The 15,856-nt window shown below is 36.0% G+C and carries 14 protein-coding genes, 1 tRNA gene and 4 pseudogenes; 12 read left to right on the top strand and 7 right to left on the bottom strand.

From position 1 onward, the window contains the following. Positions 1-7 precede the first annotated feature (7 nt). Genes pyrH through rpsB form a run of 3 tightly spaced genes read right to left on the bottom strand, consistent with a single transcriptional unit; the run spans position 8 to position 2,451 of the window. Positions 8-745 carry a UMP kinase gene (pyrH, locus tag ABWU73_RS04765; RefSeq protein WP_369800793.1) on the bottom strand — a complete coding sequence of 246 codons (738 nt, stop codon included), beginning with the start codon at positions 743-745 and terminating at the stop codon, positions 8-10. A gap of 16 nt (positions 746-761) precedes the next feature. Next, positions 762-1,622 carry a translation elongation factor Ts gene (tsf, locus tag ABWU73_RS04770; RefSeq protein ID WP_341810149.1) on the bottom strand — a complete coding sequence of 287 codons (861 nt, stop codon included), beginning with the start codon at positions 1,620-1,622 and terminating at the stop codon, positions 762-764. Beyond that, a complete protein-coding gene (rpsB, locus tag ABWU73_RS04775; protein WP_010962661.1) occupies positions 1,603-2,451 on the bottom strand; it encodes a 30S ribosomal protein S2 in 849 nt (282 codons plus the stop codon). The genes tsf and rpsB overlap by 20 nt, the downstream gene beginning before the upstream one ends. A 191-nt stretch (positions 2,452-2,642) precedes the next feature. Between rpsB and ABWU73_RS04780 the strand changes: the two genes are divergently transcribed. The 10 genes and pseudogenes from ABWU73_RS04780 to ABWU73_RS04825 form a co-directional block, all read left to right on the top strand. Next, a tRNA-Asp gene (locus tag ABWU73_RS04780) sits at positions 2,643-2,719 on the top strand. Positions 2,720-2,856: 137 nt separating this feature from the next. Then, a complete protein-coding gene (gene yajC / locus ABWU73_RS04785; RefSeq protein ID WP_010081840.1) occupies positions 2,857-3,228 on the top strand; it encodes a preprotein translocase subunit YajC in 372 nt (123 codons plus the stop codon). 80 nt (positions 3,229-3,308) lie between these two features. Further along, positions 3,309-5,120: a glutamine--fructose-6-phosphate transaminase (isomerizing) gene (glmS, locus tag ABWU73_RS04790; RefSeq protein ID WP_264329851.1), complete on the top strand. Its 1,812-nt coding sequence runs from the start codon at positions 3,309-3,311 to the stop codon at positions 5,118-5,120. A gap of 306 nt (positions 5,121-5,426) precedes the next feature. Next, positions 5,427-5,672, top strand: a pseudogene (locus tag ABWU73_RS04795) (PD-(D/E)XK nuclease family transposase); the annotation flags it as partial. Between the two features lie 454 nt (positions 5,673-6,126). Then, on the top strand, positions 6,127-6,270 hold the full coding sequence (locus ABWU73_RS04800; RefSeq protein ID WP_173862902.1) for a hypothetical protein: 144 nt from the start codon (positions 6,127-6,129) through the stop codon (positions 6,268-6,270). 37 nt (positions 6,271-6,307) lie between these two features. Then, positions 6,308-7,855, top strand: a complete 1,548-nt coding sequence (ltrA, locus tag ABWU73_RS04805; protein ID WP_265017700.1) for a group II intron reverse transcriptase/maturase — start codon at positions 6,308-6,310, stop codon at positions 7,853-7,855. Then, positions 7,852-8,625, top strand: a complete 774-nt coding sequence (locus tag ABWU73_RS04810) for an Rpn family recombination-promoting nuclease/putative transposase (RefSeq protein ID WP_341810150.1) — start codon at positions 7,852-7,854, stop codon at positions 8,623-8,625. Before ltrA ends, ABWU73_RS04810 begins: the two co-directional genes overlap by 4 nt. Before the next feature lie 20 nt (positions 8,626-8,645). Beyond that, positions 8,646-9,359 (top strand): pyrimidine dimer DNA glycosylase/endonuclease V, encoded by a 714-nt coding sequence (locus tag ABWU73_RS04815; protein ID WP_015588934.1) that lies wholly within the window; start codon positions 8,646-8,648, stop codon positions 9,357-9,359. A 109-nt stretch (positions 9,360-9,468) separates the two neighbouring features. Next, positions 9,469-10,947 (top strand): cytoplasmic incompatibility factor CifA, encoded by a 1,479-nt coding sequence (locus tag ABWU73_RS04820; RefSeq protein ID WP_341811072.1) that lies wholly within the window; start codon positions 9,469-9,471, stop codon positions 10,945-10,947. A gap of 86 nt (positions 10,948-11,033) precedes the next feature. Then, a pseudogene (locus ABWU73_RS04825) lies at positions 11,034-11,519 on the top strand (cytoplasmic incompatibility factor CifB); the annotation flags it as partial. 23 nt (positions 11,520-11,542) lie between these two features. Here ABWU73_RS04825 and ABWU73_RS04830 read toward each other — a convergent pair. From ABWU73_RS04830 to ABWU73_RS04850, 4 genes and pseudogenes are all read right to left on the bottom strand, one after another. Then, a protein-coding gene (locus tag ABWU73_RS04830) for an IS5 family transposase (protein WP_156518237.1) occupies positions 11,543-12,306 on the bottom strand; the annotation gives its coding sequence in 2 pieces (ribosomal slippage) (positions 11,543-11,952 and positions 11,952-12,306; 765 coding nt in all). 52 nt (positions 12,307-12,358) lie between these two features. Further along, the gene (locus ABWU73_RS04835) at positions 12,359-12,646 is read right to left on the bottom strand and encodes a UPF0758 domain-containing protein (RefSeq protein ID WP_264373933.1); all 288 of its coding nucleotides are present in this window, start codon (positions 12,644-12,646) and stop codon (positions 12,359-12,361) included. Positions 12,647-12,812: 166 nt separating this feature from the next. Then, positions 12,813-13,705 (bottom strand): annotated as a pseudogene (locus ABWU73_RS08150) (helix-turn-helix domain-containing protein). An 86-nt stretch (positions 13,706-13,791) separates the two neighbouring features. Further along, positions 13,792-13,991: pseudogene (locus ABWU73_RS04850) on the bottom strand (DNA mismatch repair protein MutL); the annotation flags it as partial. Positions 13,992-14,402: 411 nt separating this feature from the next. On the opposite strand from ABWU73_RS04850, the gene ABWU73_RS04855 reads away from it, so the two are divergent. Both ABWU73_RS04855 and ABWU73_RS04860 read left to right on the top strand, forming a co-directional pair. Then, the gene (locus ABWU73_RS04855) at positions 14,403-15,290 is read left to right on the top strand and encodes an Rpn family recombination-promoting nuclease/putative transposase (protein WP_209473055.1); all 888 of its coding nucleotides are present in this window, start codon (positions 14,403-14,405) and stop codon (positions 15,288-15,290) included. 20 nt (positions 15,291-15,310) lie between these two features. Then, entirely contained in the window at positions 15,311-15,856 is a 546-nt protein-coding gene (locus ABWU73_RS04860; protein WP_007549769.1) for a pyrimidine dimer DNA glycosylase/endonuclease V, read from the top strand.

Below are 15,856 nucleotides of genomic sequence, written 5' to 3' on the forward strand. Positions count from 1 at the left end.
AAATTACCTACTGTTTACAATCTGAAACTATAGTATAAGTACCTTGACCCTTAATAATATTGACTATTTTTTCTCCCTTCAAAGAAAAAACTATAATTGGAATAGAATTCTCACGAGCAAGTGAAATTGCTGATGCATCCATAACTTTTAAATCACGAGTCAATAAATCCGTGTAAGAAAGCCTATCATACATTACAGCATCCTCATTTTTTTTCGGATCAGCGGAGTATACACCATTTACTTGCGTACCCTTTAGAATAACATCACAATTCATTTCAACAGCACGTAAGGCTGCAGCTGTATCTGTAGTAAAAAATGGGTTGCCTGTGCCTGCTGCAAAAATTACCACTCTACCTTTTTCTAAATGACGAATAGCTTTCCTTCTGATGTAAGGTTCGCATACAGTGGCCATGGGTATTGCAGATAATACCCTAGAAGCTACTAAATTTTTTTCTAAAAAGTTTTGTAAAATTAAAGCATTGATTATAGTTGCAAGCATTCCAATATAATCACTGCTTGCTCTTTCACAACCACTTAAAGACGCAGATGTGCCACGAAAGATATTACCACCACCAACAACAATACATACCTGAACTCCAAGATTACAAACTTCAACTATGCCTTTAGATAACTCACCTATAGTCTCCATATCGTGACCAAATTGCTTTGATCCCATCAAAGCCTCACCAGAGATTTTAAATAACACCCTGGAATATTTTATTTCGCTTTTTTCATTTGTTGAAATAAACATTTTTTGCTATTTAATCTGCATCACCCAAAACAAGTAACTTGTAATTAGAGAGTTTAACAGCACTCAACTCGCTTGATTTTATAAAATCAGAAATCTTCATCTTATCATCCTTTATAAATTTTTGCTCCAGTAAAACAACTTCTTCATAGTACTTAGCCATTCGTCCATCTACTATTTTTTTTGCTACTTCTTCAGGTTTATTTAAGCTCCTCACTTGCTCTTCAATTATAGAACGTTCGTTGTTCAACTTCATTTGATCTAAATCATCTATAGACAAAGCTTCAGGCTCCATAGCAACTACATGCATAGCTATTTGTTTCCCAATCTCTTGTAGCTTCGCCTTATCACCAGATGATTGCAATGCAATTAAAGCACCAATCTTACCTAAGCCACACACATCACCATGTACGTAGCCAGCAATAACTCCATCCTTAGCTTCTAAGTAACAAAGCTTGCTTAACTCTAGCTTCTCACCAAGAACTGACGTACCATTCATAATAGCTTCCTGCACTGTGCCAATGCTTTCATACTTGGCATTTTTTAACTCATCAACGCTAGTACAGCGTTCTTGATGAGCAATTGATGCTAAATTTAAAACTAACTCTATAAATTTCTCATTCCTTGCGACAAAATCGGTTTCGCAATTGAGTTCAATCAATACACCACAATTTTCAGTCAAACACATAGCAACGAGCCCATCTGAAGCTACTCTATCAGATTTTTTGTCAGCTTTAGCAAGACCTATTGTACGTAACTTATCAACGGCTTTCTTAATGTCACCATCACATTCTTCTAATGCTTTTTTACAGTCACTTAAGCCAAGCCCTGTTCTATCACGTAATTCTCTTATATCATCTGGATTCATCTTCATTTGTTACTACCTCCCTTTCTTCTTCTTTGTAAACTTTACTACGTCTCCTTTTAGTTTGCACAATACCATCTTCTTTTTCTTGAATAAACTCATCACCCCTTATATCATCAATCTTAACTCCAGATTTTGCTAGACTAGACTCTATTCCAGCTAATATAGAGTCGGTAGCTAATTTACAATAGAGCTCTATTGATTTTCTTGAGTCATCATTTCCAGGTATTAGATAAGTAATACCATCTGGATCAGAATTAGTATCAAGTATTGCAACTATTGGAATTCCTAACTTCTTAGCCTCCTTAACCGCTATATGTTCTTTATTAGTATCAATGATGAATAAGATATCAGGAATTGCTCCCATTTCTCTAATACCGCCAAGCGCCTTATCAAGCTTTTGCTTTTTCTTTTCAATGTTTCCCAATTCTTTCTTTGTTAAAATGCTATCCTCGTCATTTAATATTTTCTCATATTGCATCAAGGTTTTTATCGAAGAAGAAACAGTGCCCCAATTAGTAAGCATACCACCAAGCCAACGATGATTCACATAATATTGACCACAACGAATCGCTTCACTTGCAATAATATCAAAAGCTTGAAACTTTGTACCAACAAATAGAATGCGACCACCTTGAAATGCAACGTCATATAAAGCCTTCATGGCCACCTGTAGCAATGGTAGTGTTTTTCGCAAATCAATTATATGTATACGATTTTCTTGATGCACTCCATATATGTATGGAGCCATTTTTGCGTTCCAGCGACTAATTTTGTGACCAAAATGTACACCAGATTCAGCTAAATCACGCACAGTGACTTTAGGCAAATTTGTCATATATCATTCCTCCAAATAGTTTATCTTCCATGGCATAACCCTAATGGGACTACTTGTACAAGCCATGTGTGAAATTAAATTATTTACATAGTAATAGAAAAGACAGCAAAGCGCAAACAAAAAATATTGACAAAGGGCAACATGTTTATTAGCTTTAAAGTTGAAGCCCGAAAATGCTAAAAAGAAATTAGGGGGGTGTAGCTCAGTTGGTTAGAGCGCATGCCTGTCACGCATGAGGTCGTGAGTTCAAGTCTCATCACTCCCGCCATATTAGTTTTAGCATAACTTAGAATTCGCAGTATTATTGCCGGTATTGAGAAACGCCTTCACCAAACTTGACATGGCATGGTATTGTAATTAATACTTAAATAGGTTTGTTTTTATCATTAACAATTAGGATTAAATATGCTCATTTCTGAAGTTTTTGCAGCAGATGCAACTAGCAATACATCAAGTATCGGCGCATCTTTTGCTAGTTTTATTCCACTGATTTTAATATTTGTGGTATTTTATTTTCTCATTATTCGCCCACAACAAAAAAAACTAAAAGAACATAGAAAGATGATAGATCAAATAAAACGTGGTGATACAGTCATTACTTCTGGTGGAATAATAGGTGAAGTTAATAAAGTTGATGAGGCAAATGCACAATTTATAATAGAAATAGCACCAAAAGTTGAGATAAAAGTTCTAAAGTCCGCTATATCTGAGGTTTTAAGCAAAGAAACTCAAAAAGTAGCAGCTAAACCAATTAAAAAGGTAAAATCGAAAGAATGATAAAAAGAATATAAATCAACCAGTAATAAAGGCAAAAATGCTTAACATGTTTAGAAAAAAGTTTGTTTGGTGATCCATTTGTGTGCGGAATATTTGGTGTAGTAAGTAGCGGTGATTCAGTAATACCAACTTTACTAACTGGGTTGCAAAAATTGGAATATAGGGGATATGACTCTTCAGGTATAGCAATCATAAACAACGAAGGTAAGATAGAAGTCAAAAAATCAGAAGGTAAAGTCAAAAGGTTATGTGAAGTTGTTGATGACAGCAAGATGTCTCACAGTACAGTTGGTATAGCACATACTCGCTGGGCTACACATGGAGTTCCAGGCCTTAAAAATGCTCATCCCATTCGTACAAATAATGTTGTTGTTGCTCATAACGGCATAATTGAGAATTACAATCTGCTAAAAAAGGGCCTAGAAGAAAGGGGCATGTCATTCCATACTGACACTGACACAGAGATCATACCAAACATGCTAACCTTATATCTTGATGAAGGATTGTCGCCAGTTGATTCTCTATTTAAGTGTTTAAACAACCTACACGGCTCATTTGCCTTGGTCTTATTATTTGCAGAATATCCAGACGCCTTATTTGTTGCGAAGAGAAATTTGCCTTTAGCAATAGGCTATAACTGTAACACAGTGTTTGCTGCATCTGACTCTAATGCTTTAAGTGCATTTGTGGAAAAAATATCGCATTTGGAAGATGATGACATTGCAGTGATAAAATCTAGTGGAGTTAGTATATACAACAATGGTACACAAGTTAAACGCAGTATAGAAAATAGTAGTCCAAGTGATTTTCTAATTAGCAAAAATGGTTACCCTAGCTTCATGTTAAAAGAGATTTTTGAGCAACCTTGTGCATTAAACAAAACAATAAACCAATTTTACAAGCAATATAAAGAGGTCAACAAAAAATTATTCTCTGAACTGAATCACATTACTATAGTTGGATGCGGATCATCTTATTTTGCTGGGCTAATAGCGAAGTATTGGCTGGAAAGTGTCGCTCAAGTTCGAGTATATCTAGAAATCTCGTCAGAATTTAGGTATAGCAACGTCAAGCTAGAAGAAGGCAGCATTGGGTTATTCATCTCTCAATCTGGCGAAACTGCAGATACCATAGAAGCGCTGCGTTATGCGAAATCACAGAAGCAAACAATCATTAGTATAACTAATACATTTAGCAGCAGCATTGAAAAGATCTCAGATATTGTGTTACATACTCTTGCTGGGCCAGAAATTGGTGTTGCTTCAACAAAAACCTTCTCTGCACAACTTGCAACTTTAGCATGCTTTGTCGTGGAGCTTGGAAAAATAAAAGGTGTACTGGGTGGAGAGAGAATAAAACAGCTAAGCAACGCTATTAACTCTATTCCCGAGTATGTTGAGCACGTTTTGAATGTGATGAAAATACAACATATATCGGGCAGTATATTAGAACACAATAACGTTATTTTAATCGGCAGAGGAAGTTCATACGGAGTTGCAATGGAAGGCGCATTGAAAATAAAAGAGCTTTCATATATCAATACAACTGGTATTGCAGCGGGAGAAATGAAGCATGGTTCTATTGCTTTAATAGACTCTACTGTGCTTGTTATAGCAATTATCCCTTATGATGATTTATTCTTTAAAACGCTATCTAATATACAAGAGATTATTGCAAGAAAAGGCAAAGTAATTGCCTTCAGTGATAAACAAGGAGCGCCATTCCTAAGGGGAGTTTGCGCAGATGTGGTGCAACTTCCAGACACTGATAATTTTATCTCTCCAATCATCTACAGTGTTGCTATGCAATTCCTTGCTTACTTTACTGCAGCAAAAAAAGGGTTAGATGCAGATTGTCCAAGAAATTTAGCTAAGTCTGTCACGGTTGAGTAGTCCATTTAAAGTTAAAGCTAAACTTCTAATAAGGTAACCAGACTGCATTCTGTGATTTTTAGCAAAACACGATACACAATCGTCATTCCGCTACTAGTTAGCGGAATCTATGCCGAGATACCGCGGCGGTATGACGGTTCGCGGTGGTATGACGGTTAAGTAATTCGTCATCCCGCTGCTTGTTAGCGGGATCTAGAGATACCGCGGCGGTATGACGGTTCGCGGCGGCATAGCTATCTTCAAAAATATGGTTGAATAATTGTTAATAATAGTGTATAATTATTAATATTTTTAAGCACTTTGGCTATGGCTTTATCTAAGTTTCTCGACCCTAAGCTGGATTTGACCTTCAAAAAAATATTTGGCACTGAAAAAAATAAGAATATTCTCATACATTTTTTGAATGATATTTTAGGGTTTACTGAGATAAATACTATACAAGAAGTGGAATTCCTCAGTACTATAATGGATCCTGAAATTGCTTCTGATAAACAAAGCATTGTTGATGTTCTTTGCAGGGATTCTAGTGGGAACAGGTATATAATTGAGATGGTGCGACCTGAAAGCCTTCGGTCATATTGTTTAAAAGGAGAGGAATTCATTCAGAAAGAAACTGAAAGGATTCTAAAGCTTATTGAACCAGATGTTTTGCCATCTGAGTCTACGCATCAGTGCGAATTGGGTAACCAGTTGGTGCCGAGCGACGCGGACAATGAACCTCCTCTTGATAAAGAAGATGCTCAATCGTGAGAGAAAGCATAAACTACAAGCATCATGTGGTTGGAGGGCTAGGCTTAGTGGTATGGTGAACGTAAGTGAAGCTTCATAAGTATCGTAACGATTAAAGAGCTAAAGATGCTGATAAGCTCCGACCAAAAGGTAATGTGGATGAGTTACATTTTTCATTTCTGGATGTACGCAAATAATAATTCCACCGGTATAGAGAAGCCACCTAACCCACTATTGTATGACAAAAGGAACAGGATAAGCCTGTATTTTCGCCTATATGGCAGGCAACCCGCAAGGAATGCTGATGGATGTGCAGGTAAAGGATAATGGAGAAAGCGAATGCCATTTTGTAACGAAATGGATAGAATTTGTAACATTAATTCGCGTGAAAACGAGCAGACTTCCATTTGGTCCCTCATGACAAGAAACTTTGTTAACCACTTAAGGTAGGAAAGCAGATGATTACAAGTACAACTGTAAGTGCACCTACCAATAACTCCGAAGCATGGAACCAGTTACCCTGGAAGAAATGCCAAAAAGTTGTTATGAGGCTACAGAGGCGTATTGTTAAGGCTGTCCAACAAGGCAGATGGGGTAAGGTGAAAACTTTACAACACCTTCTCACACGCTCTTTTAGCGGCAAAGCTTTGGCGGTTAAGAGAGTAACTGAAAACCAAGGAAAAAACACAGCAGGTGTAGATCGTCAAATATGGTCAACTTGCAACACAAAATTTCAAGGAATAAAGCTATTAAAACAAAGAGGATACAAACCTTCTCCGCTAAAACGGATATACATCAGTAAGTCTAATGGCAAAAGAAGACCTCTTGGAATCCCTACGATAAAAGATAGAGCCATGCAAGCATTATACTTGTTTGCTTTGGAACCGATAGCTGAAACGATCAGTGATCGTCACTCTTATGGTTTTAGACCAAAAAGATCCTGCGCAGACGCTACTGTGGCTTGTCACTTGTTACTGGCAAGCCGTAACCAACTACAATGGATACTCGAAGGTGATATTAAAGGGTGTTTTGATAACATTAACCATGAATGGCTCATGAAGCATATTCCTATGGAGAAGAAAATTCTTCATAGCTGGTTAAAAGCTGGCTTCCTAGAATCAAAAACTCTGTATTCCACAACTGCAGGTACCCCACAAGGTAGTATCATCTCTCCAATACTAGCAAGTCTAGCCCTAAATGGACTTGAAAAATCATTGGAAAGTCAATTTGGTAAACTTGGCAGTAAAAGAAGAAGCAAAATCAGAAGTGGAGTAAATGTAATCAGGTACGCAGATGACTTTATCATTTCAGGAATCACACGTGAAGCACTGGAAAATGAAGTAAAACCTCTAGTATCGTCCTTTCTTCAGGAGAGAGGTCTTATCCTTTCCGAAGAGAAAACAAAAATTACATCTATTACAACAGGGTTTGACTTTCTTGGTTGTAATGTACGCAGGTATAATAAGAAGTTAATTATAAAACCTTCAAAAGAAAGTATTAAGAAACTTCTTAATAAAGCACGTACATTGATAAAGGCAAACATAGCGAACACTCAGGCCGTACTAATCAAGTTGCTCAATTCCCTATTAAGGGGATGGGGAAATTACTACAGCCATGTGTGTGCGAAAAGAGCTTTTAACAAAATAGACCATGAAATTATGTGTGCTCTATGGAAATGGGCAAAGAAAAGACATCCTCGTAAAGGATTACGTTGGATAAAGAATCGTTACTTCAAGGTAATGAAACAACGCCAATGGGTCTTTGCTGCACCCATATGCAAGAACAAACCGAAAGAGATAAGGTATTTAAGACTGCTTAGGTTGATTGATATACCTATCAGACGACATGTTAAAATCAGGGCGGATGCAAATCCACTTGACTTAAAATGGAAAAAGTATTTTGATGAAAGAGTGAAACAAACAAAAATGTTAGCAAGCTCTTTCTCAAGAGAAGGTTCTCTACTGTTGGTGTCACCATTAAGAATGATGTTTTCTGAGGAATCATGAAGGACAAGCCGGTTCGAGAAAAGAAGGACTTAGATAAGGGGCTCAAGCGTAGTGTGGGGAAACCTGCATGCTGCGTTTCTAAGGGAGGGAGTAGTAGCAATACTACTTCCTTACCTAACCAGGTCGCTAAAACTAAAGGCTTTGAAAAACGTGCCCAATACTATGCAGCTAAAGCGTATTCAAGACAAGCCGATAAAGGTGATCAATACCAAGACCTTAAGGAAATTATCTTCATTGCTATAGCAGATTGTATCCTGTTTCCGGACAAGTCTGAGTATAAATCAAAGCATACTATTCGGGATGAAGATACTAATGAACACGATCTAAAAGATTTTTACTTCATATTTATTGAATTGCCAAAATTTCCAAAAACCAAAGAGGATCAGCTTTCAAATATAGTTGAAAAATGGATCTACTTCTTTAAATATGCAGATGAGACTAGTGAAGAAGAGCTGGAAAAAATAATAGGTAGTGATGTAATAATTAAAAAGGCCTATGAAGAACTAAATAGATTTAACTGGTCAGAAAAAGAATTTATTGCCTATGAACAGGAAATAAAACGTATTCTTGATGAACAGGCTGTCCTCGCTCAAAAACTTGATGATGCTACTGAAAAAGGTAGAGAAGAAGGCATCCTTATCGGACATGAAAAAGGCAGAAAAGCAGAGAAAATTGAGGTCGCAAAGAATCTACTAAAAGCAGGTGTTTCTATTGATATTATAGCTCAAACTACTGGTCTTACAGCTAATGAAATTAAAGACTTAAGCTGATTCTATCTTTGGATGTTTAGATGAACATCTTTGTACTAGATGAAAACCCAGAGATTGCGGCAAAAATGTTATGTGATAAGCATATAGTAAAAATGCCATTAGAAACTGCTCAGTTATTAAGTAATGTTTTTTCAATAGCATTAAAAGCGCCAAATCCTTTTGTTAGTGTCATAGATCAGGATATAGAAGTTCCATATAAACTCACTCACAGCAATCATCCTTGTTCTTTGTGGGCTAGGCAATCGAAAGGAAACTTTTGTTGGTTGATAGAGTATGGAAAAGAATTGTGTAAAGAGTATACACAGCGATACAAAAGGAAGCATAAATCAGAGGAAGTAATAAATTGGTGTGATAGTAATAAGGATTTACTCATTTTTCGATCAACTGATATGCAAGCTTTTATACAAGCACTGCCGGATCAGTATAAATGCAGCAGTGCTGTGGAAGCTTATAGGAGATATTATCTCAAGGAAAAGATGAGATTTGCTAAGTGGGAAAATGGCAGAGAAGCACCAGATTGGATAATCTGCTACACAACACCACAGCTAATACAGCTCATAAATAGAGAAGCCATCCAAATCGGACATGAAAAAGGCAGAGCCGAAGGCAGAAAAGCAGAGAAAATCGAAGTTGCAAAGAATTCACTTAAGGCCGGTGTCTCTATAGATGTTATAGCTAAAATGATCGGCCTTTCTATTGATTACATTAAGGACATTCAAGAAGAAAAGTTTTAGCCATAACGTTTTTTTTATTAAGTCCTCTATTCTAGTAATTTTTATGTTGCAATCCATTCTAATGTATGTACAATGCCTTTTTTATATAAATACTTAATAGGAGGGGTTAATGCCAACACAGAAAGAGCTTCGGGCTACGATGTCCAAAAAATTACAGGAAGCTATTAAACATCCAGATCCAACAGTTGCTGCCGGGAGGAAGTCAGCTATCAAGAGATGGGTGGGAGTCCTTCAAGATAACTTTATGGAGCACATAAAATACTTTAAGGGTGATAAGTTGAAGTTTTTGCACAATGTATTCCAAGATGAAGGTTGCTGGTCAGGTGTAAGGTTGGATAATGCTGCTTTAGGTCAAAGGTTTACTGAAGAAAAAATAGGTGGAATAGATAATCCACTTCGCAAATATGAGATGGCTTGTAGTTACTGTGTGGTAGATAAAATTCATCCACTCTTTCAAAAAAGATTTGAATCTTATAGGAACAATTTTCCTCCTGGTGCATTTGATGGTAAAACTGAAACTGAAATTGGCAAATACGTACGAAACTCGTTACTAGATAGCATAAAGAGGAAAGGTCCTGTGTTTGATTTCTGGATCGATAGAGAATCTGGGGGATTAAAGCAACCAAGTAACGCGTCAGAAGGTTTTGACAGTGCTGTAAAACTTAAGTGGAGTGAAGGAGTAGAGTATTTTTATAATCATTTAAAAGAAGAAGATAAGGAAAAGAAACTTACAGAAGCTATTATTGCTCTGTCTCGCGTTCAATCTGTTGAGAAAGATGCTCCTATTTTAGATTTTTGTGTAAGGAATATAGGTGATAAAGATACTCTTTTACAGAAATTGCTGCAGAAAGATAAGGGAGTATATTCCCTTCTTGCTGAATTAATAGAGTCATGTTTTTTTGATACGGTTCATGATTTGGTACAGTGCTGGTGTTATAAAGGCGTTTCAGCAGGAGGAGACCATTCAGACAAAATATTCTCACAGCGAGAGTATGAACTTCTTCTTTCATCACTCTCAGATGTAATGTTGAAAAATTCTGAGTCAAGTGTTCAAGCTAGATCTGTTATTATGAAGATTTGGGGATGTGATCACTTTTATAAACACAAGAAGGCTGCCGTTAATACTTCTAATTATACAGTTCATGTAAGTGGTATGCTTGCAGGATTAATAGTCAATTGGAAGCGAGAAGATAGTCATGAGTCTGATAGGGAAAAAGAAATAGAGAAAAAAGAAATATTAGATATAATGTCATTTGCCAAGGATTGCTTTCCTGAAAAGTTTGAACTTTTTAAAGAAGTCATGATAGAAAACCTTAGATTATGTGGTAGAGAAGGTAAAAGAGTAAATGTAGATTACGGTCTGTTTGCAGAAGAGTTATTCTCTGAGTTAGAGAAAACAACTCTACCTCTTGGTCCTGTAGGTGATGGTCCTTGGAATAATTTACGGTCACGATCTAAAGCTCATGGTAGTAAGGAAACAACTTTGCCAGTTGATGATGGTCCGCAGTCTGAGCTTGGAACTCCTAGTGTAAGTGGTGTTTCTTCTTATAAGAAAAAAAGCGTCTTTACGCTTAGTGGTAACAAGTAATCCACTTATGAACTCTTGGTGTTTCTGGTCGTAGTAAATAAGGGGTATTTTGTATGAGTAATGGTGATGGACTTATTAGGAGTTTGGTGGATGGAGATCTTGAAAGATTCAGACAAGGATTTGAATCTTTTTTAGATCAATGTCCATCTTTCTTGTATCATGTAAGTGCAGGTCGTTTCCTTCCTGTATTCTTTTTTAGTATGTTTGCTACTGCACATGATGCTAATATCTTAAATGCAAATGAGAGAATGTATTTTCGTTTTGATAATCATAGTATTGATACACGTGGTAGAAATAGAAATACAGGAAATCTGAAAGTTGTTATTTTAACTCATAATCGTGACGGACAGCAAGTTATCAGATGTTACAGTATTTCTGATCGTCCTAATAGTGATGGGTTAAGGTTCAGTACAAGGGAGAGAAATGCTCTAGTGCAAGAGATTAGACGGCAAAATCCGAATTTAAGGGCAGAAGACCTAAATTTTGAGCAATATAAAGTATGCATGCATGGAAAGGGCAAGAGTCAGGGAGAAGCAATTGCAACAGTATTCGAGGTGATTCGTGAAAAAGATCTTAGAACCTGTCTTGAAAGGAGTTAAGCAGCTAATTTAGTAAGCATAGAAGTAATCATATTAAATAAGATATTGTTTTTTGAAGTAAGAGGAGAATGCTCGTAATCCTTGCTCATGCGTCTAAAATTGGAAAGCCAAGCAAAGGTTCGTTCTACAATCCAACGTTTAGGAATAACCTGAAATCCTGTATCAACCAATTTCTTGGTAATCGTTAGCAAACATCCAGTTTCCAACAAACATCGATTTTGTAATTTACCTTTGTATCCTTGATCAGCAAAAAACTTACGTAATGTTGGAGCTTTGCATTTAGCTTGAATAAAAAGATTGGTAGCACCATCACGATCCTGAATGCTTGCGCTGTGTACCTCTGCAGTAATTACAAGACCTAGTGTATCTACAATAATATGGCGTTTTCTACCCTTTATTTTTTTACCGGCATCATATCCTCTTGATCCCCTTTTTGAGTCGTTTTCACTGATTGACTGTCAATTATACCTACTGAAGGTGTTTCATTTTTACCAACCATTTTTCTTACCTCTTTTACTAGCATGTCATGTATTTTTTTCAATTTTCCATTATTACGCCACCTGATAAAATAGTCATACACCGTTTTCCATGGGGGAAAATCCTTTGGTAGCATTCTCCACTGGCAACCACCCCTCATTATATACCTTATTGCATTAATAATTGTTCTGATGTTATGTTTTCTTGGTCGTCCTATCGCTCCTTGTGCAACATAGGGCTCTAAAATTTCCCATTCCTTGTCACTTATATCACTTGGATACAATTTACCCTCCTATTTTTTGCTTACCTCATCATACTCTTTTCTTTATTCCCTTTCAAGACAGGTTCTTAACACACGAAATTATCGCTGTTGTATCATCAGTCACCCCTTCTACCATTTTCAGATCATCCATCTCTTGGCTGAAGATCTTACTTATTCCAGAATACTTGTCTATTAACCTTCTAGCAATAGCTTGGGCTTGGGTCTTACCATGCACTACACTTAGAAATATTGCTACTATTTCATGATTAAGTAAAGCCTTTCCTCCCCCGCTTTGTCGTATTCTCTCTATTTCTTCTCTAAATTCATTTTTATCTTTACTTTTATTATTATTATTATTCATAAGATATACCTCCTATTAGCTACTAATTTTTTTTAATTATTTACTACTGTTTTCTTGGTAGTATTGGCATAAAGCCATAGGTTTCGGGCGAAGTCAAATCAATTTTTCAATTTTTTTTTGTTTATTTTTTATGTAAAATGCAGAAGATATTTCTTAAGTTGTGTTTTTAAAAAAGTAGCTCAGTTGCCCCAGTTGTTCGTAAAACAATATCGATAGAAATTCCTAATCTACGTAGATTCTTTGCAATTTCGGCTTTTTCCGCCTTCTTGACCTTTCCTTCGATAATCTCCATACCTTCAGATAAAGATTTGATTAGTACATAAAATCCGTTGCGTAACTCTTGATCCTCAATTTTCCTGTATTTCTCTATTAAACCACTGCTTGCTTCACTATGTTGCCTTGTAAGCAGATCTTTAATGCTGACTGATAACGCCTTTGCTATTTCATATAACTTTTCAAGTGGAACAGCAATGTTCATAGTCGCTTATTTTTTGACGCGTTGTACTAATTTTTTTTGCCAAGTCTTCCTAAGTGCATTTTCGCATTATCCTTAGCTTTTTTATCCTTTGTCCCATCCTGTAGTCTACAGAAGTAGTTTTTTCTTCTGCATTACTATATTCTTCAGTTCGTTGCTTGGAAAATTATTTCAACAGAAACTCCTACTTTAACTAGATTCTTTGCCACCTCTATTCTTGCCACTTTTCTACTATTTTCCTTGCTAACTTGTGCAGATGTAATTAATGAATAAACTACATTACGTAATTCTTGATTCTCAATTTTCTCATACTTTTCTATTAGATCTAATCCCTCACTCTCGAGATAACTGTTTTCATTTGATACAGGAATAAGATCTATAATGCTAACTGATAGTGCTTCTGCGATGCTATATAACCTTCTGATTGAAATTTTACGCTTTCCTTTTTCATACTGTAGTATGACCTGATATTTTGTACCGATTTTACTTGCTAAATCCTTTTGAGTATATCTCTTCGCTAGCCTACAACTTCTTACTTTCTGTCCTACTTTGTAGTCTAAAAAATTAGAGCAGTCACTCTTTATCTATAAAAACAAATACTTACATTCTATACTGACTCCTTAATAACCAGAAGAACTATCTCAATAAAGATCATTTCAACAAGCTTAATCTATCTTCTTTCAAGCAATTTCTCTATATCACTCAGTTTCATTTCTATATAAGTTGGTCTTCCGTGATCAGAATATGGCGTTTCCTCCATTTGCCTTAGCAACTCATTCACTTCTTCTAACCTCATTTTCTACCCGCTCTAATTGATCCATGACAAGCGATAGTTGCCAACACTTTATCTTCTACTGGCAATGTATCTTCTTTTTGTCCATGCTAATAGGATATAGATTTAACATAAAATTTGCTACTGAAATGTTGACATTAAGTTTCAAGATCTTTATCATGTAAAGGTGTGGGCTCACGATGTTAGGTAATTGAGCTTGTGGGCTCGTGTTTTTATTAGGCTCTCACACCAGAAATAAGCGTTTTTAAAGCTCTTTATAGCTACTAAATCTATGAATTCATTTGCTGGCGTTTTTAGGCGCTTTATGAGGGAGTTATAAAAAGATGTACAAAAGGACGTCTAAAGTAGAGGGTGCTATTCTAAGATGATCTCTGAAAGCCGTTTTTTTCATCAATACATTTAAAACTTTGAAAAATAAGCTAAAAATAAAAGAGTTGAACATTTCTTTAGAATTGTGTATAATTGTTAATGCTTTTTAGGTTAATTTTATGGCTCTTTCGAAGTTTCTTGATCCAAAATTAGATTTAACATTTAAGAAGATCTTCGGTACTGAGAAAAATAAGAATATCCTTATTCACTTTTTAAATGACATCTTAGGCTTTACTGGTGTTAACACTATACAAGATGTTGAGTTCCTTAGCACTATCATGAATCCTGAGATTGCTTCTGATAAACAAAGCATCGTTGATGTTCTTTGTAAGGATTCATACGGAAATAGGTATATTGCGGAAATGCAACTCGCTCGTGATAAAGGCTTTGAAAAACGCGCCCAACTCTATGCTGCTAAAGCTTACTCAAGACAATCTGGCAATTACATTGATTTTAAGAAAGTATTCTTTATTGCTATTTCTAATAGTACGCTATTTCCTACAGAGGTTGAGTATATTTCTACTCATAATATACGAGAGATAAAAACCAACGGACATTATCTAAAAGATTTTCAATTCGTTTTCATTGAGTTGCCTAAATTTACAAAAAACAGAGTAGAACAACTAGAGAACACAGTAGAAAGGTGGTGTTTTTTTTTCCGGTATGCAGAAGATACTACAGATGAAGATTTAAGAAAAATAGCAGAAAAATCACCAATAATAAAGCTAGCATATGATGAGTTAGACAAATTTCATTGGAATGAAAAAGATCTAATGGCGTACGAGGAAAGAATAATGAATCTACAGAAAGAAGAAGCCATCCTTGAATATAGGCTTGATCTTGCTAAAGACGAAGGCATCCAAATCGGTCATGAAAAAGGCAGAGAAGAGGGTGAGAAGGAAGCTAAAATAGCAGTTGCAAAGAATCTACTTAAAGCAGGTGTTTCTATTGATATTATAGCTCAAACTACTGGTCTTACAGTTGATGAAGTTAAAGACTTAAGCTGATTCTATCTTTTGACACCTAGATGAACATCTTTGTACTAGATGAAAACCCAGTAATTGCAGCACAAATGTTGTGTGATAAGCATATAGTAAAAATGCCATTAGAAACTGCTCAGTTATTAAGTAATGTTTTTTCAATAGCATTAAAAGCGCCAAATCCTTTTGTCAGTACCACAGATCAGAATATAGCAGTTCCATATAAACTCACTCACAGCAATCATCCTTGTTCTTTGTGGGCTAGGCAATCGAAAGGGAACTTTTGTTGGTTGATAGAGTACGGAAAAGAATTATGTAAAGAGTACACTTGGCGATACAAAAGAAAGCATAAATCAGAAGAAGTAATAGATTGGTGTGATAGTAATAAGGATTTACTCATTTTTCGATCAACTGATATGCAAGCTTTTATACAAGCACTGCCCGATCGGTATAAATGTACTAATCCTGTAAAAGCTTATAGGGAGTATTACCTACAGGAAAAGATGAGATTCGCTAAGTGGGAAAATGGAAGAGAAGCACCAGGTTGGATAGTAGGAAATCCTGCTACACATTTTTTCCACATCTTTTCTTGA

The organism is Wolbachia endosymbiont (group A) of Andrena helvola (genome assembly GCF_964028415.1).
Taxonomy (GTDB): domain Bacteria; phylum Pseudomonadota; class Alphaproteobacteria; order Rickettsiales; family Anaplasmataceae; genus Wolbachia; species Wolbachia pipientis.